The organism is Pseudomonas persica, from assembly GCF_900291015.1.
GTDB lineage: Bacteria > Pseudomonadota > Gammaproteobacteria > Pseudomonadales > Pseudomonadaceae > Aquipseudomonas.
Genome location: NZ_OLKL01000019.1, coordinates 12,568 through 39,139 on the forward strand (window position 1 = coordinate 12,568; position 26,572 = coordinate 39,139).

21 protein-coding genes and 4 tRNA genes are annotated in these 26,572 nt (G+C 61.5%); 19 read left to right on the forward strand and 6 right to left on the reverse strand.

Translation table 11 applies throughout. The annotated features are described in order from the left end of the window. The first annotated feature begins 60 nt into the window (after positions 1-60). The 17 genes from asd to FQ664_RS10210 all read left to right on the forward strand — a co-directional run bounded on the left by asd (position 61) and on the right by FQ664_RS10210 (position 16,312). Positions 61-1,173: an aspartate-semialdehyde dehydrogenase gene (asd, locus tag FQ664_RS10115; protein ID WP_003260268.1), complete on the forward strand. Its 1,113-nt coding sequence runs from the start codon at positions 61-63 to the stop codon at positions 1,171-1,173. A 215-nt stretch (positions 1,174-1,388) separates the two neighbouring features. Further along, entirely contained in the window at positions 1,389-2,393 is a 1,005-nt protein-coding gene (locus FQ664_RS10120; RefSeq protein ID WP_144171798.1) for an aspartate-semialdehyde dehydrogenase, read from the forward strand. Positions 2,394-2,464: 71 nt separating this feature from the next. Beyond that, positions 2,465-5,113, forward strand: coding sequence for a motility hub landmark protein FimV (locus FQ664_RS10125; protein WP_144171799.1), 2,649 nt, complete (start codon positions 2,465-2,467; stop codon positions 5,111-5,113). A gap of 194 nt (positions 5,114-5,307) precedes the next feature. Beyond that, positions 5,308-6,165 (forward strand): tRNA pseudouridine(38-40) synthase TruA, encoded by an 858-nt coding sequence (gene truA, locus FQ664_RS10130; protein ID WP_144171800.1) that lies wholly within the window; start codon positions 5,308-5,310, stop codon positions 6,163-6,165. A 61-nt stretch (positions 6,166-6,226) separates the two neighbouring features. Beyond that, entirely contained in the window at positions 6,227-6,847 is a 621-nt protein-coding gene (locus FQ664_RS10135; protein WP_144171801.1) for a phosphoribosylanthranilate isomerase, read from the forward strand. Positions 6,848-7,063: 216 nt separating this feature from the next. Further along, entirely contained in the window at positions 7,064-7,957 is an 894-nt protein-coding gene (gene accD / locus FQ664_RS10140; protein ID WP_144171802.1) for an acetyl-CoA carboxylase, carboxyltransferase subunit beta, read from the forward strand. After that, the gene (folC, locus tag FQ664_RS10145; RefSeq protein ID WP_144171803.1) at positions 7,957-9,264 is read left to right on the forward strand and encodes a bifunctional tetrahydrofolate synthase/dihydrofolate synthase; all 1,308 of its coding nucleotides are present in this window, start codon (positions 7,957-7,959) and stop codon (positions 9,262-9,264) included. Before accD ends, folC begins: the two co-directional genes overlap by 1 nt. Beyond that, positions 9,248-9,901 carry an SPOR domain-containing protein gene (locus tag FQ664_RS10150; RefSeq protein ID WP_144171804.1) on the forward strand — a complete coding sequence of 218 codons (654 nt, stop codon included), beginning with the start codon at positions 9,248-9,250 and terminating at the stop codon, positions 9,899-9,901. The genes folC and FQ664_RS10150 overlap by 17 nt, the downstream gene beginning before the upstream one ends. Before the next feature lie 200 nt (positions 9,902-10,101). Continuing rightward, positions 10,102-10,659 carry a CvpA family protein gene (locus tag FQ664_RS10155; RefSeq protein ID WP_013971612.1) on the forward strand — a complete coding sequence of 186 codons (558 nt, stop codon included), beginning with the start codon at positions 10,102-10,104 and terminating at the stop codon, positions 10,657-10,659. A 42-nt stretch (positions 10,660-10,701) separates the two neighbouring features. Next, complete coding sequence (purF, locus tag FQ664_RS10160; RefSeq protein WP_144171805.1) at positions 10,702-12,207, forward strand: amidophosphoribosyltransferase; 1,506 nt, start codon at positions 10,702-10,704, stop codon at positions 12,205-12,207. A 16-nt stretch (positions 12,208-12,223) separates the two neighbouring features. After that, a complete protein-coding gene (locus FQ664_RS10165) occupies positions 12,224-13,435 on the forward strand; it encodes an O-succinylhomoserine sulfhydrylase (RefSeq protein ID WP_144171806.1) in 1,212 nt (403 codons plus the stop codon). Then, positions 13,432-14,205, forward strand: a complete 774-nt coding sequence (locus FQ664_RS10170; protein WP_144171807.1) for an SDR family oxidoreductase — start codon at positions 13,432-13,434, stop codon at positions 14,203-14,205. Before FQ664_RS10165 ends, FQ664_RS10170 begins: the two co-directional genes overlap by 4 nt. Before the next feature lie 240 nt (positions 14,206-14,445). Then, a tRNA-Val gene (locus FQ664_RS10175) sits at positions 14,446-14,521 on the forward strand. Between the two features lie 66 nt (positions 14,522-14,587). After that, positions 14,588-14,661, forward strand: a tRNA-Asp gene (locus FQ664_RS10180). A 178-nt stretch (positions 14,662-14,839) separates the two neighbouring features. Further along, positions 14,840-14,913: transfer RNA gene (locus FQ664_RS10190), tRNA-Asp, on the forward strand. A gap of 220 nt (positions 14,914-15,133) precedes the next feature. Further along, positions 15,134-15,207 (forward strand) — tRNA-Asp (locus FQ664_RS10200). A gap of 280 nt (positions 15,208-15,487) precedes the next feature. Beyond that, the gene (locus FQ664_RS10210; protein WP_144171808.1) at positions 15,488-16,312 is read left to right on the forward strand and encodes a DUF2242 domain-containing protein; all 825 of its coding nucleotides are present in this window, start codon (positions 15,488-15,490) and stop codon (positions 16,310-16,312) included. Between the two features lie 393 nt (positions 16,313-16,705). Here the strand turns inward: FQ664_RS10210 and FQ664_RS10215 are convergent, their stop codons facing one another. The 6 genes from FQ664_RS10215 to FQ664_RS10240 all read right to left on the reverse strand — a co-directional run bounded on the left by FQ664_RS10215 (position 16,706) and on the right by FQ664_RS10240 (position 23,543). Beyond that, positions 16,706-17,698 (reverse strand): LacI family DNA-binding transcriptional regulator, encoded by a 993-nt coding sequence (locus tag FQ664_RS10215; protein ID WP_144171809.1) that lies wholly within the window; start codon positions 17,696-17,698, stop codon positions 16,706-16,708. A gap of 75 nt (positions 17,699-17,773) precedes the next feature. Beyond that, on the reverse strand, positions 17,774-19,276 hold the full coding sequence (locus FQ664_RS10220) for a glycoside hydrolase family 32 protein (RefSeq protein WP_178090977.1): 1,503 nt from the start codon (positions 19,274-19,276) through the stop codon (positions 17,774-17,776). Next, a complete protein-coding gene (locus tag FQ664_RS10225) occupies positions 19,273-20,418 on the reverse strand; it encodes an ABC transporter ATP-binding protein (RefSeq protein WP_144171810.1) in 1,146 nt (381 codons plus the stop codon). Before FQ664_RS10225 ends, FQ664_RS10220 begins: the two co-directional genes overlap by 4 nt. Before the next feature lie 27 nt (positions 20,419-20,445). Beyond that, positions 20,446-21,288: a carbohydrate ABC transporter permease gene (locus FQ664_RS10230; protein ID WP_144171811.1), complete on the reverse strand. Its 843-nt coding sequence runs from the start codon at positions 21,286-21,288 to the stop codon at positions 20,446-20,448. Continuing rightward, positions 21,285-22,247, reverse strand: coding sequence for a carbohydrate ABC transporter permease (locus FQ664_RS10235; protein ID WP_144171812.1), 963 nt, complete (start codon positions 22,245-22,247; stop codon positions 21,285-21,287). Before FQ664_RS10235 ends, FQ664_RS10230 begins: the two co-directional genes overlap by 4 nt. A gap of 21 nt (positions 22,248-22,268) precedes the next feature. Next, a complete protein-coding gene (locus FQ664_RS10240; protein ID WP_144171821.1) occupies positions 22,269-23,543 on the reverse strand; it encodes an ABC transporter substrate-binding protein in 1,275 nt (424 codons plus the stop codon). Positions 23,544-23,709: 166 nt separating this feature from the next. Between FQ664_RS10240 and FQ664_RS10245 the strand changes: the two genes are divergently transcribed. Both FQ664_RS10245 and FQ664_RS10250 read left to right on the forward strand, forming a co-directional pair. After that, a complete protein-coding gene (locus FQ664_RS10245) occupies positions 23,710-25,272 on the forward strand; it encodes a carbohydrate porin (RefSeq protein ID WP_144171813.1) in 1,563 nt (520 codons plus the stop codon). 132 nt (positions 25,273-25,404) lie between these two features. Next, positions 25,405-26,307 (forward strand): carbohydrate kinase family protein, encoded by a 903-nt coding sequence (locus FQ664_RS10250; protein ID WP_144171814.1) that lies wholly within the window; start codon positions 25,405-25,407, stop codon positions 26,305-26,307. The last annotated feature ends 265 nt before the right edge of the window (positions 26,308-26,572 follow it).

Consider the following 26,572-nt stretch of genomic DNA (forward strand, 5'->3'; position numbering starts at 1 on the left):
CTCTGGCCCGCCCCGCAAAATTCCCGGTGGCGGCCCACTTTTAGCAAAGGTGTAGTTGCGATGAAACGTGTAGGTCTGATCGGTTGGCGCGGTATGGTCGGTTCCGTGCTCATGCAGCGGATGCTGGAGGAGCAGGATTTCGACCTTATCGAGCCGGTGTTCTTCACCACCTCCAATGTTGGCGGCCAGGGCCCGAACGTGGGCAAGGATACAGCTCCGCTCAAGGACGCTTATTCGATTGAAGAACTCAAGACCCTCGACGTGATCCTGACCTGTCAGGGCGGCGACTACACCAACGAGGTCTTCCCCAAGCTGCGTGAAGCCGGCTGGCAGGGTTACTGGATCGACGCCGCTTCGTCCCTGCGCATGCAGGATGACGCGGTAATCATCCTCGACCCGGTCAACCGCAAGGTCATCGACCAGCAGCTGGACGCAGGTACCAAGAACTACATCGGTGGCAACTGCACCGTCAGCCTGATGCTGATGGGCCTGGGTGGTCTGTTCGAAGCCGGCCTGGTCGAGTGGATGAGCGCCATGACCTACCAGGCGGCCTCGGGTGCCGGCGCGCAGAACATGCGTGAGCTGATCAAGCAGATGGGGGCCACCCATGCTGCGGTTGCCGATGACCTGGCCAACCCGGCCAGCGCCATCCTCGACATCGATCGCAAGGTTGCCGAGACCATGCGCAGCGAAGCGTTCCCGACCGAGAACTTCGGCGTGCCGCTGGCTGGCAGCCTGATCCCGTGGATCGACAAGGAACTGCCGAACGGCCAGAGCCGTGAAGAGTGGAAGGCCCAGGCCGAGACCAACAAGATCCTTGGCCGCTTCAAGAGCCCGATCCCGGTCGACGGCATCTGCGTGCGCATCGGCGCCATGCGTTGCCACAGCCAGGCGCTGACCATCAAGCTGAACAAGGATGTGCCGCTGGCCGACATCGAAGGCATGATTAGCCAGCACAACCCTTGGGTGAAGCTGGTGCCGAACCAGCGTGAAATCAGCATGCAGGAGCTGAGCCCGACCAAGGTTACCGGTACCCTGAACATCCCGGTTGGCCGCCTGCGCAAGCTGAACATGGGTTCGCAGTACCTGGGTGCGTTCACCGTCGGTGACCAGTTGCTGTGGGGCGCGGCCGAACCGCTGCGCCGCATGCTGCGGATTCTGCTGGAGCGTTGATCGTTCTGGTGTGACCGAAAACCCGCGCTGCCTGCAGCGCGGGTTTTTTTTGGTCTGGAGAAGCGTTTTGGCTGCAAATGCTGCGACAAGCCCCCGTCAGCCAACACGTAACCTACTGTAGAACCTTACCCGGCGAAGATAAGGCCAGCAAAGACAAACACCGACAATCCAAGTAAAGTGCCGCCCCCGCCGTTTTCAGCAAAAGGATTCCTTCCATGACAAACCCCTTGGACATCGCCGTCGTCGGCGCCACCGGCAGCGTCGGTGAAGCCCTGGTGCAGATCCTCGAAGAACTGGCCTTCCCGGTCGCCACCCTGCACCTGCTGGCCAGCATGGAATCGGCGGGCAGCAGCGTGATGTTCGCCGGCAAGAAGCTGAAAGTGCGCGAAGTGGACAGCTTCGACTTCGCCCAGGTCAAGCTGGCTTTCTTCGCCGCCGGCGCCGCGGTCAGCCGCAGCTTTGCCAGCAAGGCGCTGCACGCGGGCTGCACGGTAATCGACCTGTCCGCTGGCCTGGACGACGCATTGGCCCTGGTGCCCGAGGCCAATGCCGAGCGCCTGGCCGGCTTGCCGTTGCCTGCGCGTATCGTCAGCCCGTGCTCGGCGGCGGTTGCCTTGGCCGTTGCGCTGGCACCGCTCAAGGGTCTGCTGGATATCGAGCGGGTGCAGGTAATGGCCGCGCTGGCGGTGTCCGCACAAGGCCGTGAGGCGGTCAACGAACTGGCCCGGCAAACCGCCGAGCTGCTCAATGCCCGACCGCTGGAGCCGCGCTTCTTCGACCGCCAGGTAGCGTTCAATCTGTTGGCCCAGGTCGGCGCCGCCGATGAGCACGGCCACACGGCGCTGGAGCGCCGCCTGGTCAGCGAGCTGCGTGTGCTGCTGGGCCTGCCTGAACTGAAGATTTCCGTGAGCTGCGTTCAAGTCCCGGTGTTTTTCGGCGATAGCTTCAGTGTGGCGGTGCAGAGCCGTCGCCCGGTAGACCTGGACGCGGTCAAGCAGGCCCTCGAGGCGGCCGACAGCGTCGAACTGGTGGAGCGCGATGATTATCCGACCCCGGTAGGTGACGCAGTGGGCCAAGACGTGGTCTATGTTGGTCGTGTACGACACGGAGTTGATGAAGACCAGCAGCTCAACCTCTGGCTGACCACCGACAATGTGCGCAAGGGTGCCGCGCTCAATGCCGTGCAAGTGGCGCAATTGTTGATTAAACACATGCCGTAAAAGATACTGGCGAGCACTATTGTCCTGCTCCGCATGCAGGTTTCAGGACGCTTTATACAAGGGAAGAGGTCATGCTTCGAATTCGCAAACTGGTTCTGGCCATGGCTGCAGCATCGGCGCTGTCGTCGGGTATGGCGAATGCCCTGGGCCTGGGGGAGCTGACCCTCAAGTCGGCACAGAATCAGCCGCTGGACGCCGAGATCGAACTGCTCGACGTGCGCGACCTCACCGCCGCCGAAGTGGCGCCGAGCCTGGCGCCGCCGGAAGAGTTCAGCAAGGCCGGGGTGGCGCTGCCGACTTACCTCGAAGACCTCACCTTCACGCCGGTGATCAACCCCAACGGCAAGAGCGTGCTGCGGGTTACCTCCAGCCAGCCGCTGCCGGGGCCGGTGGTAAAGTTCCTGGTCCAGGTGATGTGGCCGCAGGGCCGCCTGCTGCGTGACTACAGCGTGCTGCTCGACCAGGCCAAGGCCCAGGGCGACCAGCCGGCGGCGGGTAATGTCGCGCCGGCGGTGACCGGTGCCGGCAGCTACACCACCCAGCGCCGCGACACCTTGTGGCAGATCGCCGCGCGCAACACCCAGGGTGGCTCGATCCAGCAGACCATGATCGCGATCCAGGCGCTGAACCCGGACGCCTTCATCGGCAACAACATCAACCAGCTGAAGGTTGGCCAGGTGCTGCGCCTGCCCGACCAGCAGCAGATCCAGAATATCCCGCAGGGCGAGGCGACCGCTGAGGTGGCCGAGCAGTATGCCGCCTGGCGTGAAGGTCGCCGCCTGGGCCCGCGGGCCCGCCAGTTGGACGCTACCCGTCGTGGTGCCGCCGAGGCAGCGCCGGCGCGTATCGCCCAGGGCGACAACTTGCGCCTGGTCAGCCCGGGCAACCAGGCCGGTGCCGATCAGGCCAAGGCCCTCAACGACAAACTGGCGGTGGCCCAGGAAAGCCTGGACACCAGCCGTCGCGATAACGAAGAACTCAAGAGCCGCATGGCCGACCTGCAGAGCCAGCTGGACAAGCTGCAGCGTCTGATCGAGCTGAAGAACAGCCAACTGGCCCGCCTTGAAGCCCAAGGGGCGGCCGCCCCGGCCCAGCCGGTAGTCAAGCCTGCGCCCGCTGCCGTCGATACCGCACCTGCCGGCAGCGTGGTCGACGAAATCATGGGCAACCCGCTGCTGCTTGGGCTGATCGCCGGTAGCGCCTTCCTTGTCCTGCTGCTTCTGCTGTTGCTTCTGGCGCGCAAGCGCAAGGCTCAGCAGGAGGCTGAAAAGCACCTGCGCATGGCGCGGGCGCTGGAAGAAGAGCAGGGCGCAGGCTTCGACAGCGATGGCGCAAGCCTCGATGGCGTTGAGGCCTCGGCAGCGAGTGTGACCCTGTCGCCGGCCGTGGTCGCCGCTTCGGCTGCTGCCGCCGCCGCCGCGGAAAAACCGGCAGTCGACGCGCAGCCTGAACCGCAAGCCGACCCGCATGCCGCGCTGCTGGCGGAGGTCGAGCAATGCCTGGCCGAGGGGCGCCTGAACCGCGCTACCGACCTGCTGGAGCCTGCCGTGGCCACCGCGCCACAGCGTGACGACCTGCGCCTGAAACTGATGGATGTGTACGCCCGCCAGGGTGACCAGAGCGCGTTCATCGAGCAGGAGCGCAAGCTACCCGCCAGCGAGCAGAACAGCGCAGCGGTGGCCGGGCTGAAAGAGCGCTACCCGGCCATGCTCGGCCTGGCCGCTGCCGGCCTGGGGGCGACGGCCCTGGCTGCCCAGATGGATGAGCAGTACGTGCAGGAGCTGCTGCAGGATCAGCCGGAAGCGCCAGTGGTCGCCGATGTGGCGCCCGAGCATGTGCCGGCGTTTGAGCCGGAGGTGGCGGTTGAGCCAGTGGCGGTCGCGCAAGCGGAGCCTGAGGCGGCACTTGAGCCTGAAATTGAGCTGGATGCCTTCGACGATGTGCCGACCCTCGATGCACCGGGCCTGGACGAGCAGGGCCTGGACAGTGCCTTCGACTTGAGCCTGGGGGAAGACCTGCCCGAGGAAGACCCGCTGGCAGCGCCGCTGCTGGACGAACCAGTGACGCAGCAATCTGTACTCGACGAGCCGGTACTGGATGAGCCTGTGCTGCAAGCCGCTCAGCCGGAAGAAGAGCCGTTTGCCGTGGATGCCGAGCTACAGGCCGACGCCGATGCCGATTTCGAGGTCATGCTGGCCCAGGCCGAGCCACAGCCCGCGGTGGACCTGTCCGATTTCGACCTCGATATCAGCGAACCGGTTGCCCCGGCTGCGGTCGACGAAACCCCGGTGGATGTCGCTGCGGAGCTGGCTGCCTTCGACAGCGAGCCAGCGTTCGACCCGCTTTCCGAGTTCGACCTGCCGTCCGACTTCGACCTGTCGTTGTCGCTGGAAGACGATTCGCCGGCGGCCAAGAGCTTTGCTTCGGAGCTGAGCGACGTCAACGCCGAACTGGACAAGCTGTCGCAGAGCCTCGAATCGCCGTCGCTGGAGCCGCACTTTACCAGCGAAGACGCGGCTGCCCAGCCCGAGCCACTGGACGACCTGGACTTCGACTTCTTCTCCGGCAGCGACGAAGTGGCCACCAAGCTTGACCTGGCCCGCGCCTATATCGACATGGGCGACAACCAGGGCGCACGCGACATCCTCGATGAAGTGGTCAAGGATGGCGACGACAGCCAGCGTCAGGAAGCCGAGGACATGCTTTCCCGACTGGTTTGAGGTTGCCTGCACAGGTCTCTTCGCGGGTAAACCCGCTCCCACAGGAGTCCCACAGATTGCAGATCCTGTGGCTCACCTGTGGGAGCGGGTTTACCCGCGAAGAGGCCAGCAAATCTAGCGCACATTCAACGGCAGCCCTACACGGCTGCCGTTGTCGTTATAATCCCCGCCATTCCGTACACCCCACAGGTTTCATGCTCTTGGACATCATCGACACCGCCGCCGAGTCCGCGGCCGAAGGCTACTCCCGCATCGCCCTGGGCGTGGAATACAAAGGTGCGCGCTACCGTGGCTGGCAGCGCCAGGCCAGTGGCGTGCCCAGTGTCCAGCAGGCCCTGGAGCAGGCGCTGTCCAAGGTGGCCAACGAGCCGATCTCGGTAATCTGCGCCGGGCGCACCGACGCCGGCGTGCATGGCTGCGGGCAGGTCGTGCACTTTGACACCCGCGCCGTGCGCGACGAGCGCGCCTGGACCATGGGCACCAACTTCAACCTGCCCCATGACATCAGCGTGGTCTGGTCGCGGCCGATGCCGGCCGACTTCCATGCCCGTTTCAAGGCCTGCGCGCGGCGTTACCGCTACGTCATCTACAACGACCCGATCCGCCCGGCCCACCTGGCCGAGGAAGTTACCTGGAACCACCGCCCGCTGGATGTCGAACGCATGGCCGAAGCTGCGCAATGCCTGCTCGGTACCCATGACTTCAGTGCCTTCCGCGCCAGCCAGTGCCAGGCCAAGTCGCCGATCAAGCACATCTACCACCTGCGCGTCACCCGCCATGGTCAGATGATCGTGCTGGACGTGCGTGCCACTGCCTTCCTGCACCACATGGTGCGTAACATTGCCGGTGTACTGATGACCATTGGTGCCGGCGAGCGCCCGGTCACCTGGGCGCGTGAGGTGCTGGAAGGGCGCAACCGTCGCGCAGGCGGCGTCACGGCGCACCCGTACGGGCTCTACCTGGTGCAGGTGGAGTACCCCGAGGAGTACGCGCTGCCCAAGCGTTACATCGGCCCACACTTTTTGACCGGTTACGAGGCATTGGCAGACTGACGGGCGAAAAGTCATTTGCTAACATCCGGCCTTTCATCGTAACAAGCAGGGTTCGCTGTCCATGAGCAATGTTCGCAGCAAGATCTGCGGGATTACCCGCATCGAAGACGCACTGGCCGCTGCCGAAGCGGGTGCCGATGCCATTGGCCTGGTCTTCTATGCCAAGAGCCCGCGCGCCGTGGACGTGCGCCAGGCGCGAGCGATCATTGCCGAGCTGCCGCCGTTCGTGACCACGGTCGGGCTGTTCGTCAACGCTTCGCGCTGCGAGCTGAACGAGATCCTCGAAGTGGTTCCGCTGGACCTGCTACAGTTCCACGGCGACGAAACCCCGCCGGACTGCGAAGGCTACCAGCGCCCCTGGATCAAGGCCCTGCGGGTGCGCCCGGGCGACGACCTGGAGGCGGCCTGCCAGCTTTACGCTGGTGCCCGCGGCATCCTGCTGGACACCTATGTGCCGGGCGTGCCCGGAGGCACCGGTGAAGCGTTCGACTGGTCGCTGGTGCCGGCGCGCCTGAGCAAGCCGATCATTCTGGCGGGCGGGTTGTCTGCCGACAATGTCGGCCAGGCCATCGCCCAGGTGCGGCCATACGCGGTGGATGTCAGTGGCGGCGTGGAGCAAGCCAAGGGCATCAAGGACGCGGCGAAGATCGAGGCCTTCATACGTGCGGTGAAACAGGCGTGATGGCAGATGTGACGGCAGGCTGCGCGCCATCGTCCATAGCTTTCGCAGCCCTGTGGGGCCGCCGCCTGTGGCGGCAGAACAACACATTAGCGGTGGGCTGGCGCGCCGGAAGTCCCGGCGGCCGGTCCATCATCGTTTCATAAAAGATTTTGAGCTCAAGGGCAGGGTAGGGCCGGCGACACCGGCCCCCGTCTGCCGATACTGGAGAAAGAAAGCATGAGCAACTGGTTAGTCGACAAACTGATCCCTTCGATCATGCGTTCCGAGGTGAAGAAGAGCTCGGTGCCTGAAGGCCTGTGGCACAAATGCCCGGCCTGCGAGGCCGTGCTGTATCGTCCGGAGCTGGAAAAGACCCTGGATGTCTGTCCCAAGTGCAACCACCACATGCGCATCGGCGCACGTGCGCGCATCGACATCTTCCTCGACGCCGACGGCCGTGCCGAACTGGGTGTCGACCTGGAGCCGGTCGACCGCCTGAAGTTCCGTGATGGCAAGAAGTACAAGGACCGCCTGACCGGCGCGCAGAAGCAGACCGGCGAGAAGGACGCCCTGATCTCCATGAGCGGCACCCTGATGGGCATGCCGATCGTGGTCAGCGCCTTCGAGTTCTCGTTCATGGGCGGTTCCATGGGCGCCATCGTCGGCGAGCGCTTCGTGCGCGCGGCCAACTATGCCCTGGAACACCGCTGCCCAATGGTGTGCTTCTCCGCTTCTGGCGGTGCGCGCATGCAGGAAGCGCTGATTTCGCTGATGCAGATGGCCAAGACCTCGGCCGTGCTGGCACGCTTGCGCGAAGAAGGCATCCCGTTCATCTCGGTACTGACCGACCCGGTGTACGGTGGTGTTTCCGCCAGCCTGGCCATGCTCGGTGACGTGATCGTCGGCGAGCCGAAGGCACTGATCGGTTTCGCCGGTCCGCGCGTGATCGAGCAGACCGTGCGCGAGAAGCTGCCAGAAGGCTTCCAGCGCAGCGAGTTCCTGCTGGAGCACGGCGCCATCGACCTGATCATCTCCCGTGGCGAACTGCGCCCGCGTCTGGCCCGCCTGCTGGCGCAGATGACTGGCCAGGAAACCCCGGAGCAAGCGCGTGAGGCGGCTGCCGTCGCGTGATGAAACAACGATCCCTGGGCGAATGGCTCGCCTACCTCGAGCAGTTGCACCCCTCGGCCATCGACATGGGCCTGGAGCGGTCGCAGAAGGTGCTTGCCCGGCTGGCGCTGGGCAAGCTGGCGCCACGCGTGGTGACGGTGACCGGCACTAACGGCAAGGGCTCGACCTGCGCCTTCGTGGCCTCGCTGCTGCGTGCCCAGGGGCTCAAGGTGGGCGTGTACAGCTCGCCGCACCTGTTGCGTTACAACGAGCGGGTGCTGCTCGATGGTCAGGAGGCCAGCGATGAGCGCCTGTGTGCAGCCTTCGCCGCCGTCGAGGCGGCGCGGGGCGAAATCTCCCTGACCTATTTCGAGATGGGCACCCTGGCTGCGTTCTGGTTGTTCTACCAGTCGCAACTGGATGCCGTGGTACTGGAAGTGGGCCTTGGGGGGCGCCTGGACACCGTGAACGTGGTGGATGCCGACCTGGCCCTGGTGACCAGCATCGGTGTCGACCATGTCGATTACCTGGGTGATACCCGCGAGTTGGTGGCCTTCGAGAAGGCCGGCATCTTCCGTCAGGGCAAGCCGGCACTGTGCGGTGACCTGGATCCGCCCCGGCCGCTGCTGGACAAGGCCGCCGAACTGGCTGCGCCGCTGTTCCTGCGTGGGCGTGACTTCGACCTGGCCAGTGCCGATGGCCACTGGAGCTGGCGGGGTACTGCGGCTGATGGTGCGCAGGTCGAGCTGCGTGACCTGCCTTTGCTCGACCTGCCCATGGAAAACGCCACGCTGGCCCTGCAGGCCTACCTGCTGATGGGCCTGCCCTGGGACGCCGGGCAGATTCGCCAGGCGTTGCTGGATACTCGCATCACCGGCCGTCTCGACCGTCGCCTGCTGAGCTGGCAGGGCAAGCCGGTGGAGCTGTTGCTGGATGTCGGGCACAACCCGCATGCCGCGGAGTACCTGGCCCGGCGCCTGGCGGCCCGGCCACTCAAGGGGCGCCGCCTGGCGGTGTTCGGCCTGCTCGCCGACAAGGACCTGGACGGCGTTGTCGCGCCGCTGCAGGGCCTGGTCGACGACTGGGCGGTGGCACCCCTGGATACCCCGCGTAGCCGCCCGGCTGCGGAGCTGGCCACGGCCTTGACGAACGTTGGCGCCGCGGTGAAGTCTTATGCCAGCGTTGACGCCGCTCTTGAAGGGCAATGCGCGCAGGCGACGGCGGATGACCAGATCGTGCTGTTCGGTTCGTTTTTCTGTGTTGCCCAGGCACTGGAATGGCTGGAGCGGCACGCCCAGGAGGGTGGAGTAGATGGCAGTGCTGGATAAAGGGATGAAACAGCGCATGGTGGGTGCGTTGGTGCTGGTGGCGCTGGCGGTGATTTTCCTGCCGATGCTGTTCACCCGCCAGGACGAGATGCGCCAGGTGCACGTCGAGGCCCCGCAGGCGCCGGCCATGCCAAGCCTGCCGGAAGTGAAGGTGGAGCCGGTCGCCGTGCCGGAGCCGCAGGCCATTGCGCAAGAGCCGCAACAGCCACCAGTGGTAGTGGACGAGTCCACTGCGCCGGCGAGCGCGCCCAGCCAGCCGATTACACCGTCGCCGCAGACCCAGCCGCAGGCGCCCGTGGCCAAGGTCGAGCCCAAGCCTGTCGCTACGCCAGCGCCGGCCGCGCCGGTGGCCAAGCCGACTGCTCCAGCATCGCCGTCGAAGATCGACGTCAACGGCCTGCCGGTCAGTTGGTCGATCCAGCTGGCCAGCCTGTCCAACCGTGCCGGTGCCGAAAAGCTCCAGCAAACGCTGCGTAGCCAGGGTTACAACGCCTATATCCGCTCGGCGGGTGGCATGAACCGGGTGTACGTCGGGCCGCTGATCGAGCGCACCGAGGCCGAGCGCGTGCGTGACGCCATCAATCGCCAGAACAGCCTCAAGGGCTTTGTGGTGCGCTTCCAGCCCGAACGTAGCTGAGATTGCAGGGAGGCGGCTTTGCCGCCCATCGCCGGCAAGCCCGCTCCCACCTCGACCGCACTGCTCTCAAGGCCTGTGCAGTCCTGTGGGAGCCGGCTTGCCGGCGATGAAGCCAACACCAAATCCGTCTGACATTCCGCTTACCCAAGCCCCTGCCGCTCTGGTAAAATGCGCCGCCTCAAACGTCTGCAGGCAGCACCGTGGCATTTACCTTGGTTGATTGGGCGATCATCGCGATCATCGCCGTCTCCACACTGATCAGTCTCAAGCGCGGCTTCGTCAAGGAAGCCTTGTCCTTGCTCATCTGGATCATTGCCGGTGCGGTTGCCTGGATGTTCGGCGGTTCGCTCTCGGTGTATCTTGAAAGCTACATCCAGACACCGTCGATGCGCGTCATCGCCGGCTGCGCCATTCTTTTCGTCGCCACCTTGCTGGTGGGGGCCATGATCAACTTCCTCATCGGCGAGCTGATCCGCGTGACCGGGCTGTCCGGCACCGATCGTTTCCTGGGCATGGCCTTTGGTGCTGCGCGCGGGGCCTTGCTGGTGGTGGTGGCCATCGGGCTGATCAGCCTGGGGCCGGTTCAACAAGACACCTGGTGGCAGGAATCACGCCTGATACCACAATTTCTCTTGGTCGCCGACTGGTCGAAAAACCTGATCCTGGGTTTTACCGGCCAGTGGACGCCCAGTGGGCTGATCGGCACTCCGGCTGATCTTCCGTTCAAGGAACAGTTGCTCGGGCCGGCAAAGCCCTGAGCGCTATTCACTCAAGTTTCGTCAAAGTAGGGGTTGCGTCGCATGTGTGGCATCGTCGGTATCGTCGGTAAGTCGAACGTCAATCAGGCGCTGTATGACGCGCTTACGGTCCTCCAGCACCGCGGCCAGGACGCTGCCGGTATCGTGACCAGCCATGACGGCCGGTTGTTCCTGCGCAAGGATAATGGCCTGGTGCGCGATGTCTTCCAGCAGCGCCACATGCAGCGCCTGGTCGGTAACATCGGCATTGGCCACGTGCGCTACCCGACCGCGGGCAGCTCGACCTCGGCCGAGGCCCAGCCGTTCTACGTCAACTCGCCGTACGGCATCACCCTGGCACACAACGGCAACCTGACCAACGTCGAGCAGCTGGCCAAGGAGATCTACGAGTCCGACCTGCGCCACGTCAACACCAACTCCGACTCGGAAGTGCTGCTGAACGTGTTCGCCCATGAACTGGCGGTGCGTGGCAAGCTGCAGCCGACCGAAGAAGACGTGTTCGCCGCGGTTTCCCACGTACACAGCCGCTGCGTCGGCGGTTACGCCGTGGTGGCGATGATCACCGGCTATGGCATCGTCGGCTTCCGTGACCCCAACGGCATCCGCCCGGTGGTGTTCGGCCAGCGTCACACTGACGAAGGCGTGGAATACATGATCGCCTCGGAAAGCGTCGCCCTGGACGTGCTCGGCTTCACCCTGATCCGCGACCTGGCGCCGGGCGAAGCGGTGTACATCACCGAAGAAGGCCAGCTGTACACCAAGCAGTGCGCCGAAGCACCGAAGCTGCAACCGTGCATCTTCGAGCATGTCTACCTGGCCCGCCCGGACTCGATCATGGATGGCGTGTCGGTGTACAAGGCCCGTCTGCGCATGGGTGAAAAACTGGCCGACAAGATCATGCGCGAGCGCCCTGAACACGACATCGACGTGGTCATCCCGATCCCGGATACCAGCCGCACCGCGGCCCTGGAGCTGGCCAACCGCCTGGGTGTGAAGTTCCGCGAAGGTTTCGTCAAGAACCGTTACATCGGCCGTACCTTCATCATGCCCGGCCAGGCCGCGCGCAAGAAATCGGTACGCCAGAAGCTCAACGCCATCGAGCTGGAGTTCCGCGGCAAGAACGTGATGCTGGTAGACGACTCGATCGTGCGCGGCACCACCTGCAAGCAGATCATCCAGATGGCCCGCGAAGCCGGCGCCAAGAATGTCTACTTCTGCTCCGCAGCCCCTGCGGTGCGTTACCCCAACGTCTACGGCATCGACATGCCGAGTGTCCACGAACTGATCGCCCACAACCGTACCACCGAACAAGTGGCCGAGTTGATTGGTGCCGACTGGCTGGTCTACCAGGACCTGCCGGACCTGATCGATTCGGTCGGTGGCGGCAAGATCAAGATCGACCACTTCGATTGCGCGGTATTCAACGGTGAGTACGTCACCGGCGATATCGACGAAGCCTACCTTGAGCGCATCGAGCAGGCTCGTAACGACCTGGCCAAGGTCAAGAACCAGGCGGTCAGCGCGATCATCGACCTCTACAACAACTGATTTCGGGAGCGACGGCATGACGGATCAATGGGATGCCGGGCGACTGGACAGTGACCTCGAGGGTGTCGGTTTCGACACCCTGGCGGTGCGCGCCGGTCAAAACCGTACACCGGAGGCCGAGCACAGCGAAGCGCTGTTCCTGACCTCCAGCTATGTGTTCCGCACGGCTGCCGACGCGGCCGCACGCTTTGCTGGCGAAACGCCGGGCAACGTCTATTCGCGCTACACCAACCCGTCGGTGCGTGCCTTCGAGGAGCGCCTGGCCGCCATGGAAGGCGCCGAGCAGGCCGTGGGCACCTCCACCGGCATGGCGGCGATCCTCGCCGTGGTGATGTCGCTGTGCAGTGCCGGTGACCATGTGCTGGTGTCGCAGAGCGTGTTCGGCTCGACCATCAGCCTGTTCGAGAAGTACTTCAAGCGCTTTGGCGTGCAGGTGGACTACGTGCCACTGGTCGACCTCGCCGGCTGGGAAAAGGCCATCAAGGCCAACACCAGGCTGTTGATCGTCGAATCGCCGTCCAACCCGCTGGCCGAGCTGGTCGATATCACCGCTCTCAGCGAAATCGCCCATGCCCGCGGTGCCATGCTGGTGGTGGACAACTGCTTCAGCACCCCGGCGTTGCAGCAGCCGCTGAGGCTGGGTGCCGACATCGTGTTCCACTCGGCCACCAAGTTCATCGACGGCCAGGGCCGCTGCATGGGGGGCGTGGTTGCCGGCCGTGCCGAGCAGATGAAAGAAGTGGTGGGCTTCCTGCGTACCGCAGGCCCGACCCTCAGCCCGTTCAACGCCTGGATCTTCACCAAGGGCCTGGAAACCCTGCGCCTGCGCATGCGTGCGCATTGCGAAAGCGCCCAGGTACTGGCCGAGTGGCTGGAGCAGCAGGAGGGCGTGGAGAAGGTGCATTACGCCGGTCTGCCGAGCCATCCGCAGCACGAACTGGCCAAGCGCCAGATGAGTGGCTTCGGTGCGGTGGTCAGCTTCGAGGTCAAGGGTGGCAAAGAAGGCGCGTGGCGCTTCATCGACGCCACCCGGGTGATTTCCATCACCACCAACCTGGGTGACAGCAAGACCACCATCGCCCACCCGGCCACCACCTCCCACGGCCGTCTGACGCCGCAGGAGCGTGAAGCCGCGGGTATCCGCGACAGCCTGATCCGCGTTGCCGTGGGCCTGGAAGATGTAGCCGATCTGCAGGCCGACCTGGCGCGCGGGTTGGCGGCACTGTGATCGAAATCGGCGGTGGTACGCCCGGCCACAACGGCCGGGTAGCCCTGGTGACCGGTGCCGCGCGCGGCATCGGCCTGGGCATTGCCGCCTGGTTGATCTGCGAAGGCTGGCAGGTAGTGCTCAGCGACCTCGACCGCCAGCGCGGCGCCAGGGCGGCCAAGGCCCTGGGTGACAATGCCTGGTTCATCACCATGGACGTTGCCGACGAGGGCCAGGTCAGCGCCGGGGTGTCCGAGGTGCTGGGGCAGTTTGGTCGCCTGGACGCGCTGGTGTGCAACGCGGCTATCGCCAACCCGCATAACCAGACCCTGGAAAGCCTGAGCCTGGTGCAGTGGAATCGGGTGCTGGCGGTCAACCTCAACGGCCCGATGTTGCTGGCCAAGCATTGTGCGCCGTACCTGCGTGCGCACAACGGGGCGATCGTCAATCTCACCTCCACCCGGGCGCGGCAGTCCGAGCCCGATACCGAGGCCTACGCGGCGAGCAAGGGCGGCCTGGTGGCCTTGACCCATGCCCTGGCCATGAGCCTGGGCCCGGAGATCCGCGTCAATGCGGTGAGCCCGGGCTGGATCGATGCCCGTGACCCGTCGCAGCGCCGTGCCGAACCGTTGACCGAGGCGGACCATGCCCAGCACCCGACGGGCAGGGTAGGGACGGTGGAAGACGTGGCGGCCATGGTCGCCTGGCTGTTGTCGCGTCAGGCGGCGTTCGTCACCGGCCAGGAGTTCGTGGTCGATGGCGGCATGACCCGCAAGATGATCTATACCTGAGCACCTTGCTTATCCTGCAGCGGCCTCTTCTCGGGTAAACCCGCTCCCACAGTAATTGCGCAGCATTTGATAACTGTGCGGTCCCTGTGGGAGCGGGTTTACCCGCGAAGAGGCCGACACGGGCCAGCACGGCAAATTTTGTCTTTTTTGAAAAAAATTCAATGGGGCTATTGACTTAGCATCGCCACCTGCGTAAATTTCGCGGCCTCAGCGAAGCAAACGCAACAAGCAACATCGCGAGGGTGATTAGCTCAGCCGGGAGAGCATCTGCCTTACAAGCAGAGGGTCGGCGGTTCGATCCCGTCATCACCCACCACTTCTTGAGATGTTCCTGGTGCATCAGGTTTCGCAAGAAGCCGATAGCCAGAGAGGAACGCACTGCGCAGCGGTAGTTCAGTCGGTTAGAATACCGGCCTGTCACGCCGGGGGTCGCGGGTTCGAGTCCCGTCCGCTGCGCCNCAGCGGTAGTTCAGTCGGTTAGAATACCGGCCTGTCACGCCGGGGGTCGCGGGTTCGAGTCCCGTCCGCTGCGCCATTTTCAATGACAGATGGGTGCCTGGCACCGGTCTGAAGCCACAAGGCAAAACGCCTTGGGCTGATCCCAGTTTCAATCGGGCGCAAGCCTGAACGATACGCAGCGGTAGTTCAGTCGGTTAGAATACCGGCCTGTCACGCCGGGGGTCGCGGGTTCGAGTCCCGTCCGCTGCGCCNCAGCGGTAGTTCAGTCGGTTAGAATACCGGCCTGTCACGCCGGGGGTCGCGGGTTCGAGTCCCGTCCGCTGCGCCATCTTCGTTTCAAGGTCCCATGAACACCTTGAAGCAAACACAAGAGAAGCGATCATGTTATCGCTTTTTTTGTGCCTGTCCTGAGGCCACCGCGCCGCAAGGGTAGACCCAGGTTTCAATCGGGCGTAAGCCTGAATGATACGCAGCGGTAGTTCAGTCGGTTAGAATACCGGCCTGTCACGCCGGGGGTCGCGGGTTCGAGTCCCGTCCGCTGCGCCNCAGCGGTAGTTCAGTCGGTTAGAATACCGGCCTGTCACGCCGGGGGTCGCGGGTTCGAGTCCCGTCCGCTGCGCCATATTTGCTTCGAGGCCCCTTGAACGCTTCGAAGCCACGAGAAAGCGACCTTAGGGTCGCTTTTTTCGTTTTTTGCGCCTGGCAATTGCCGGCCTTGACCCAGATTTACACGAACCTGACAGACTCTTCACCGATCAACGGTTCCTGTGCCTGCCTGCTGTGTTGCACAATAGGCACCTTCTCGACTTACCCGGAATTCGCAATGACCAGATCTTCCGTCTTTGGTGCGCTCGGGCTGGCCCTGGTGCTGGCGGGCGTGACCGGTTGTTCCTCGAAAAAAGCTGCCGTCTACGAGCACGAGAACTTCGATGACTCGGGTACTTTCTCGCGCAGCTTCCCGGTGAGCGATGCCGGCTCCTGCGAGGCCGCCCGGCGTGCCTTGCTCAGCCAGGGCTACATCATCACCAGCAGCGGCGCCAACCAGGTGGTGGGCAACAAGAGCTTCCAGCAGAACAGCGAGAACCACCTGCAGATCAGCTTCAACGTCACCTGCGCGCCAGATGTGAGCGACGAGCAGCGCTCGACCATGTTCGCCAACGCCCTGCAGGACCGCTATGCGCTGAAAAAGTCCAACACCTCCGCCAGCCTGGGCGTGGGTGTGCTGGGGTCGGTGTCGATGCCGATCGGCTCCAGCGACGACTCGATGGTCAAGGTGGCCAGCGAGACGGTGACGGCGGCGCAGTTCTATGACCGCTATTTCGCCCTGGTGGAGAGCTACCTGCCAAAGCCCAAGCCGAAGCAGGAGAGCAAGGTCAAGGTCGAGGAGCCTGCGCCAAAGGTTGAAGCGCCGGCGGCTGCCTTGGGGCTGCCGGAGCAGGCCGCGGTGGCGCCGGTGGCACCGGCAGCTGCGCCTGTGGCTGAGGTTGCGCCAGCGCCAGCGGCCGTTGCCCCGGCCAGCGAGGCGGTAGCCGCGCCGGTGGTGGATGACAGCCAGGGTTCGCAGCCGCTGGCGCCGCCAGCGGAGGCTGCGCCGATCGAGGTGCAGCAGGAAGTCCAGCCTGTTGAGGTTGCGCCCCCCTCTCTTTGACGGGTTGCCTTTACTGGCCTCTTAGCGCTTTCGCAGGTGTTTCGCAACTTCAGAGTCTATGGAAATCCTGTGGGAGCTGGCCCAGCCCTTTGGGCTGCGCTGTCGCATAGAGAACTGAATTCGCAAGCGGTCCGTGCATCCTGTGGGAGCGGCTTTAGCCGCGAAGAATCCAACGCGGTGCATGGCACCGGCTGCGCCGGTGTTCGCGGCTAAAGCCGCTCCCACAGGGGCCCTGCTAATTCAACGAGTTATGTGCAGTTCTATGAGGGCGGGCATCTCGCTTGGCAATAGGGGGTTATGCTGGATCAGCGCCAAGTTGATCCAGTAACGAATGGCTATTGCACTTAACCAAGCGCAAAACCGAAAGCAAGCGAGCGTACTGTTACCTCATTCTTATAATGATGCCCTGATCACCAATGGACAATCCACTGGCTGAGCTCCCGGTTCCTCGAGGGTGTCGATCAAGTGCCGGGCAGCCTTGCGACCGATCTCGTAGTACGGCAGTTGCACCGTGGTCAGCGGCGGGATGAACAGCTCGGCAATACCGATCATGTTGTCGTAGCCGAGCACGGCGACATCGCCTGGAATTTTCAGACCGCGGCCCAACAACACCTGATAGGCACACAAAGCAATGCGGTCGTTGCCACAGATCAGGATGTCGAATTGGGGGCGACCATCAGTGATGTGCCGGTCGAGGATGGCTGCGGTTTCACCATAGGCATCATGATCGGACAGGTCGTACTGCAGGAGTGCGTCAGGCGCCAGTCCGAATGCCTGACAAGCACGCTGCGTGCCTTTTTGCCGTAGCCCCCAGGCCAGACTCTTTTGTGGCAGATTGATAAACAGGGGACGCTGATAGCCTTGGCTCAAGGCGTGATGTACGGCTCGATACTGGCCGGTTTCGTCGTCAGGCACATAGCTGGTCAGGTGACTGTCATCCGCCAGGCAATTGGCGAGTACCAAGGGTTTGCTCTTCAATCGGTCGGGAATGCACACCTGGCGCAATCCCATGGCACTGAAAATCAACCCGTCAGGGCGGTGCGACAACATCAGGTCGATGTTCTGGTCGGTAGGCGGGTTGCTTAGCAGGTTAAGGATAAAGACATTCCAGCCGGCTTGCTGCGCAGTCTGTTCGATGGACAGCAGCAGCTCGACGGCAAACGGTGTGGTCGCTGTGTCCAGAGCGAATACACCGATGGTTCGTGTCTGGAGGTTGTCGCCGCGAATCTTGCGCGCCGACAGGCTCGGTACGAATTGCAGTTCATCAATGGCGCGACGTACCCGCTGATAGGTTTCGGGGCTCAATTTTTCCGGATTGTTGAGCGCTCTGGAAACCGTCATCAAGGACACACCGGCCAGTTGTGCAACGTCTTTCACTGAAGTCATACGAGGCGAGACCGGTCAGGTTTACGGAGAATCATGACACATGACCTTCGCTTTTTGCGATCCGAATGATGCTGCTCATAGCCATCCAGAGGCGAGAGGCCATGCTCTGGGAATGGAGACACGCCCGCCGTTCCCGCTTGCAAAGAGCTTCACCCCCAGACTGTCGGGCTGTGGATAAAGGCGACTGCTGAGGCTAAAGCACCCGCTTTCGTCGAACACCTCAATGGACGAGCGATCCAGGAATACGCGCAATTCGAGTCGCTCCTGCCATGCGTCTATCGCCACGCTGCGCTGACCTGTGACCTGCGCACCCGAGTGGCTGCGGTCAAGCACCAGACGACGTAGCGACGCATCATAGTAGAGCAGGGTTTCTTCACGGCCATCGTCGCTGCAGCGCAAGGCGATTCCCAAATGCCCATCGGTGCAGCCGAGCAAATCCAGGTGCACATGGATTTCGAGCATATCGCCATTCACTTGTGGCACCCACCGGGTTCCCGACTCATCCCACCATGGTGTACTCGCTAATGGCGCCTTGCGTAGAGCGCTGAGCTCCCGTGCCGGATACACGCACAGACGGTCTGCGCGCAGTTCAAGTTCGCGCGGTAAACCGAGCATGCCGCACCAGTGATGGGGTCTGCTCGGCATGGGGCTTTCCCACATGTCGAGCCAGGCCCACAAAAGTCGTCGACCATCGGCAGCTATCAACGTTTGCGCTGCATAGAAATCGTGGCCGTTGTCCAGCTCGATAAAAGGCCCGCCAGTGAAGTGCCACTCGTTGTTGAGTCGGCCCACTCGATAACCGGTCTGGTACTTGTTGAGCCGTTCATAGCCTTGGGGTTGCATGCCTTGGGGGGAGTACAGCAGCACATCGCGTCCATTCAGTCGGAACAGATCCGGGCACTCCCACATGTAGCCATCGCCCTCGCTGCCACTGGACACGTAATCGAGGAACTCCCAGGTGAACAGGTCTGTAGAGCGGTACAGTGGGAGCAGCGGCCTATCGCCCAGACGTGCGCCGGCAATGAGGTACCAATAGTCATCCTCTTTCCATACCTTGGGGTCACGAAAGTGCATTATCGCGTCGTGCGGCGCGGTCTCGATGACGGCCCCTTGCTTGACGAACCGGATGCCGTCGGTACTGGTGGCCAGGCACTGTACTTGGCGGATCGAACGTTCATCACCCACTTCCCCCAGCCAGGTGTGTCCGGTGTAGATCAGTGCGAGGGTATCCCCGTACACCACAGCACTACCGGAAAAACATCCATCACGGTCGAAGTCATCGCCGGGTGCCAGTGCAATGGGCAGGTGCTGCCAATGAACCAGATCGGCGCTCTTGGCGTGCCCCCAATACATTGGGCCCCATTTCGCTTCGAAGGGGTAATGCTGATAGAAAACGTGATATTCGCCACGGAAGTACACGACCCCGTTAGGGTCATTCATCCAGCCTGCAGGGGGGGCGATATGATAACCGGGCCGATAATCCTGGATGACACGAGACAGACCGTCACTCAGTGCCTGTTGCGCAAGGTCAAGGGGAGACGGCATTGGATCGCTCATGTTGTTCGAAGACAAGGTCATAGGGCCTGTACTCGGTCTGAGCGCAGAGAGACTTCATTCGGAAGGCTTTCAATGGCTTGTGGATGACGCTCCAGGACTGTGCCGTCGATGTCGAACAGGTGCAGGTTGTCGATGTCCAGCTGCATTTCGACCCGATCGCCCGCCTGCCATCCGGCACTGACCTCGCAACGACAGATCAGTGGCTCCTCCTGGCCTGTTTCCAGGTGCACATACGTTTCACTGCCAAGGTATTCGACCCCGGTCACGACGATCCCGACCGCTCCTCCTGCCGCTTTGAGCGAAACGTGCTCTGGGCGAACCCCAACGCTCAGTAGCGCGCCTGGTGCCAGGTGTGAGCTGTCGAAGGGTAGGGAGATCATACCCAGAACGGGGGTATCGACCAGGCTGGTTTCACCCGGGGTATACAGGCGTGCTGCCAGAAAGTTCATTTTCGGCGAACCGAGAAAGCCGGCGACAAAGCGGCTCGCTGGCCGTTCATAGAGTTCGCGTGGTGAGCCGATCTGCTCTACATGACCGCCATTGAGTACAACAATTTTGTCGGCAAGGGTCATCGCTTCCACTTGGTCGTGGGTGACGTAGATCATGGTCGAGCCCAGTCGATCATGCAGCCGGGCGATTTCGTTGCGCATCTGCACTCGTAAGGAGGCATCCAGATTGGAAAGGGGCTCATCGAACAACAAAATGTCCGGCTCCCGCGCCATGGCTCTGCCCATTGCTACACGCTGACGCTGTCCTCCGGACAGTTCCTTTGGTTTGCGTTGCAGCAGTTTGTCCAATTGAAGGATTTGCGCTGTTTTCATCACGCGTTCGCGTAGGGTGCTCTTTTCTGTCTTGGCCAGTTTGAGGCCAAAGCTGATGTTGTCGTAGACGCTCATGTGCGGATACAGCGCATAAGACTGAAACACCATGCCGACGCCGCGCTCGCGCGGTTCCAGGTCGTTGACCCGTTTCCCGTCGATCAGCAGGTTACCCTCGCAGATTGCATCCAGTCCGGCGATCAGTCGTAGCAGGGTCGACTTTCCGCAGCCCGAAGGGCCAACGAACACTACGAATTCCCCCGCAGCGATCTCCAGGTTGACGTCGCGAAGTATCTGCATGCCGCCCAGTTGTTTGTTCACGTTGTCCAGTTTCAATTTGATCATGATGCTCTTCCTTGTATTTGTTGGGCATCAACCCTTTAACGCGCCGGCAGTGAGACCAGATACGATTCGGCGCTGGAAGATCAGCACCAGAATCACCAGAGGGACAGTGACCAGCACCGATGCGGCCATCAACAGCCCCCACGGCAGTTCATGGGGGCTACCGCCGGAAATCAAGGCGATGGCGACCGGCACCGTGCGTTGCGTGTCAGTGAGGGTGAAGGTCAAGGCAAACAGGAATTCGTTCCACGCCGCAATAAAAGCCAACAAACCGGTGGTGACCAGTGCAGGCCATAGCAGCGGCAACAGCACCCGGGAAAGCGTTACCCAGGGCGAAGCGCCATCCATGATTGCCGCTTCTTCCAGTTCATGTGGCAGTTGGCCCATGAACGTGGTCAGCACCCAGACGGTGAACGGTAGAGTGAAAATCGTGTAGCTCAGGATCAATGCCCAAGACGTGTTGTACAGGCCCAGGGCGCGTATCACTTCGAACAGCCCCGACAGTACGGCAACCTGGGGAAACATCGACACGCCGAGCACCATCATCAATACCGTGCCACGCCCACGGAATTTCACCCTTCCCAAGGCATAGGCGGCGCTCACGCTGAGGAACAGCGCCAGGGTCACCACGCACAGCGCAACCACCAGCGAGTTACCGATCGCTCGCAGGAATGAGGCTTGGTGGAGTATCGCTGCGTAATTGGAGAAGTCGGGGCTTTCGAGCCAGTAGCTCACCTCGAACAAGGCACCAGACGGCTTAAGCGAAGTCACGATGGCGTAGTAGAAAGGGAAGACCGCATACAGCAGCAAAACCCCGATCAGGCACCAGAACCCGAGACGTAGCAGCGTTTTCTTGAGTAGGCGCAGGCTCATGACCGCACCTCCATTTGACGGCGTCCGAGGTAGAGATAAAGCATGGCGATTACCGCAACGACCAGAAACAGCAGGGTCGAGGCCGCGCTGCCATAACCGACATCCTGGAACTCCACCAGGTGTTGGCGGGCATAGACTGACATGCTCATGGTGCTCGAAGAATTCGAGGTCAGCACATAGATCACGTCGAACACTCGCAGGGAATCGAGGATGCGGAAGATCGCTGCCACCAACAATGCAGGCATCAACAGAGGCAGCGTGACTCGCCAGAACACCTTCAGCGGGTGAATGCCATCGACCCTGGCTGCTTCGTAGCAATCGCTTGGCAACATCTGCAATGCCGCCAGCATCAGCAGCGTGACGAACGGGACGGTCTTCCAGACATCGACGATGATCACCGCCCACATCGACAGATCTGCATCGGCCGTCCAGGCCAGGGGGGCGTCAATCAGGCCGACGCTCAGCATCAGGTGATTGATGATGCCGAACTGGTCGTTGAGCATCCACGACCAGATCTTTGCCGAGACAATGGTAGGAATCGCCCAAGGAATCAGAATCAACGCACGCACCAAGGAACGGCCGCTGAACTTGATGTTCAACAGCAACGCCACCAGTAGCCCCAGGATGACTTCCAGTCCTACCGAGACCACGGTGAAGTGCAAGGTGTTGCGAACAGCGTTCCACCATTGGGGATCAACCAGGATGCCGGACCAGTTGGAGCCGTTGTGGAACAGATAATTGCTCAGGCCTACGAAGGAACCGTCACTGGTGTCCGCCAGATTGGCGTCAGTCAGGCTGAACCAGAATGTGCGCAGTAGCGGCCAGGCCGCCACCAGGGCCAGGCACAGCAACATCGGTGTCAGGAACAGCCAGGCGGCGCGTATTCGGCGGCGCTGTACAGGCGTTTCCCGGGTGAACAGGTGCTGTTCACGGGGGGCATGGGTAGTAGAGACAGGCATGGTGATTTCCTTCCTTGTGGCTTACCAGCTCCGACGCTTGATACGAGTGAGTTCACTTTCCAGTTCGGTCAGCGCCTGATCGACAGGCTGCTCACCCGCCAGCACGCCATGCACTCGATCGAAGAACGCATTGGAGACCCGTGGATAGCGAGCGGCAGTTATCGAGGCGGGGCGCATCACCCCATCGTTGAGAATGCTGTGCAACTGACTGTAATAAGGCATTGCCGCGAGCAGGTCGGGATCTTGATACAGCGACTCGATAACCGGGTTGTAGGCGCCGACCAGAGCACGATGTTTCTGCTGCTGGGCACTGCTCAAGTAGCTCACCAACTCTGCGGCAAGTTTTGGATTGGCGCTGTAACGCGATACTGCCAGGCCCCACCCACCGAGCGTGGAGGCATGGGTGCCGGTTATGCCGCCACGGGGCAGGGGGGCGACCCCGACCTTGTCTTTAACGGCGCTGTCCGGGCTTTGTACCAAGGCCCAGACATAAGGCCAGTTACGCATGAACAACGCATTTCCCGATTGGAATACGCCACGTCCTTCTTCCTCGGTGTAGTTGAGTACGCCTCGCGGGGAGATGTCCCCCACCCAGCTTTTTGCCAGGCTCAAAGCCGCCCTTGAGGCCTGAGTGTTGACCACGATGTCACCGCGAGGGTTGACCAGTCCGCCTTCCGGTTGGCTGCTGATCCACTCCAGCGCGTTACACGTCAGGCCCTCGTAGGCGCGTCCCTGAAAGATGTAACCCCAGGCATTGGCGTTTCCGGCAGTACGCTCGGCCTGTTGAATATACCGGGCGGTAGCGGTCATTTCCTCCCAGGTCTGGGGAACCTGCTGGTTGTATTTCTCGAGCAAGTCTTTGCGGTAATACAGCAGGCCCGAGTCGGTGAACCATGGCATCGTCACCAGCCGCCCGTTCACCGTGGCGCTATCCACCTGTGCCTGGAAGTAGCCTTGGGTAGCGTTAGCAGGAAGCACCTCGCGCAGATCCACCAGGTGTTTGGCCAGCATCCCCGGCCACACCATATCGATTTGGATGATGTCGATGTCGGTGGACTGCGCACTGAGGATCTGTTGGTAGAACGACAGCCTCTCGGTCGCCGAATTAGGCGTGGAAACCACCTCGACGTTATTGCCGGTCTGTTTCGACCACGCTTCGACAGCCTCCTTGCACAGTGCTAGCTCCGCCCCCACCGCGCCGCACGAAATCGTCAAATTTGCTGCGATCGAGGCAGATGGCAGTCCGGTGCATAGGGTGATGAGTGCTGCTGGAAGGAGAGATTTCAGCTGTTTCATTGAGGACCCTTTATTTTTGTTTTTAGAAAAGTTAACGTTAACATCGTCGAATGTAGCAGCCTCTTTGCGATGAGGCATCCTTTTTTTCGTCGAACGCGTTAATTGGAAGCGCACGTCGAAGGGGCTGGTCGCAGGAGCGAACAATAAAAACAAGATAGGAATCCCCATGCAGAAAGCATCAAGCTGGCTACTTGCAGGTGTGCTCGGCACATCGGCTGCGACCTCTGAGGCCGCGACTCTGGAAGAACGCATGGCTGCGTTTGAAGCCCGTGCCAGTGCAGCGGAAAGGCGTGCAGCCGCAGCCGAACAGCAGACCCAGGCACTCGCCAGGGAACTGCAGCAGCTCAAACTTGCAACTCCCACCTTGCAGCCTGTGTCTACTTCGACAGCGACTGCAGCGCCCACGTTGGATGCCCGGCTGGCAACACTAGAAGCCCGTCAGCAAAGCATGGAGAAGCAGCGCAGCAGCGGGCACTTCACTGACGGCTTCAGCTTCAAGGGCTACGCCCGTTCCGGACTGCTGATCAACGATGGACTTGGCGGCGGTCGTGGTGGCCCTTATACAACCCCTGCCGGTTCGGTTGGCGGGGCCGTCGGGCGACTTGGTAACGAAGACGACACCTACATGCGCATAGACCTCTCGAAAGAAGCCTATGCGCAAAACGGCACCCGTTCCAAATTCACGGTTTCCATTGCCGATGGCGTGGAAAGCTCCAACGACTGGACGGCCGATGAAAGTAACCTGAACGTGCGTCAGGTATTTACCGAACTCGACCATCTCGCTGCGTTCAAGGGTAATTCAGTGTTTGAGAACGCCACCCTGTGGGCCGGCAAGCGATTCGACAGGGATAACTTCGACATTCACTGGCTGGACTCGGACGTCGTCTATCTGGCTGGCACCGGGGGCGGCGTCTACGACATGCAGATGAACAAGAATTGGCGCTCGAATTATTCCTTGATCGGGCGTAACTACGGTGATTTCAGTGAAGGCGGTATCAACGCCGATGTGGAAAGCTACATCCTGACCTCTAACCAGTTCTTTGATAATGGTCAGTGGCAGTGGATGTTCAATGCCATTGGCTCAAAGAAAAATGATATTGGCATCCGCAGCAATGAAGCGGGTTTGACGCCTGCGGATTCAGGTTTGCACAGTATGCTGGCCAACCACCAGAAAAACTTTCTCGGCAGGGAAGGCTTCTTCAAAACGGCACTGCTCTATGGGCAAGGTCTGGGGGCAGAGGTCAAGAACATCGGCTCGGATGGTGAACTAATCGATGAGGCCCGCGCTTTGCGTCTGGCGCTTTACGGCGAGACACCCATTGCATCTGGCTGGCGCATCGGTCCCAGCGTGCTGGCTGAACAGAGCAAGGACAGGTACGTCAAGGGTGACGACTACCGTTGGATGACCCTGAACGTTCGCTTGGCCAATGAAATCAACAGCAATTTCGAGATGGCCTACGAAATGAGCTGGCAAACCATGGACCTCGATCCCAAGGGCTATATGCAACGCAATGCGGTCGACGGTAATTTCTGGAAATTCACCGTTGCCCCGACATTCAAACCTGACGTTGGAGACCTTCTCACACGTCCCGAATTGCGAGTGTTCGCAAGTTTTATGAACTGGTCTTCGGATCTGGACAGATACAGCGCCACAGACAACTTCGGCAAGACGGACTTCAACGCCGGCGGTGTATGGCAATACGGCATACAGATGGAAACCTGGTTCTAATATTTAAACGCGTCGGCCACCACGCTTTCACCTATTGAACCCGGCTTTTCACCCTGCATATTGAGTAATGGTTTACTGGTCAAAGCTGATCAGCCTGCAATTATCCTTACGATAAAAACTGAGGAAATGACGATGGTATTGCCTCGCGCAGTAGTATTTGGCGAAGCCCTGACGGACCTTGTCCAAGGCACCCCTGGCGAGTGGAGGGGCTACCCGGGTGGAGCTCCTTGGAACGTTGCACGAGCACTAAGCCGCTTGGGGGTTAGCAGCGCTTTTGCCGGGGCAGTGAGCAAAGATTCAATGGGTGACGAGATAGTCTCGCAGTCGAAAGCTGCAGGGCTGGATATGAACTTCATCCAACGGGTAGATCGAGATCCTTTGGTCGCCATTGTTCTGTCGAGCCGTCCTCCACGTTACTATTTTGCGGGAGATACCGATCTTTTTTTCGATCCGGATCAGATGCCCGAAGGATGGGTCAACCAGGCAGAGCTGTGCCACTTCAGTTGCATCAGTCTGGCTCGACAACCACTCGCAGGCAGATTGGTTAAAATCGCTCAGGAGGCCAAGGGGGCCGGTAAACGGATTAGCTATGATCCCAATTGGCGCACGTTAATGGATCGCCATTATCGGGAGCAGACCTTCATTACGATGACCACCCTTGCTGACAGGATCAAGCTTTCCGACGAAGACCTCCGGCATATTTATCCAGGGCTGACCGAATGCCAGGCAATGGATGAGCTGCGAGCTCTGAATTCTCAGGCGCAGATCCTTTTTACCCGAGGGGAGCACGGCATGATTCTCCACACCCCGGACAGCCAACTCGAACAGCCAGCTATTGCCGTGGAAGTGGAAGACACAGTGGGAGCAGGAGACGCTTGTATGGCAGGTTGGCTGGCTGCGGAGATGCTGGGGATCGCAGACTTGAAGGAGCGCCTGCGATTTTCAGCGGCCTGCGCATCCATATCGTGCCGTTATGCCGGAGCCCATGCACCTGCACTAGCTGAAGTAGCAGGTTTACTGACGCGGTCAAGGTAACTCTGAAGAAGAGTTCCGCTAGGAATTGTCCATGACCGAGATGGATCAGGTCAGGCACGCGCCAAGGTCGAGTCCCCGTTCCGGGTGATCAAGCGCCAGTTCATTCCTGACCGTTGCTACGCAGCGGATCCTTAGCTTGTCATCATTCCTTCATCCCACCGGCTTAGGTTGACGGCGACACTGATAAAGATCATTGAGAAAAGAGGACGCAGGGCATGGATGAGTATCAGGAAGAACTTCTCGAATTCCAGGCTTATGAACTGGA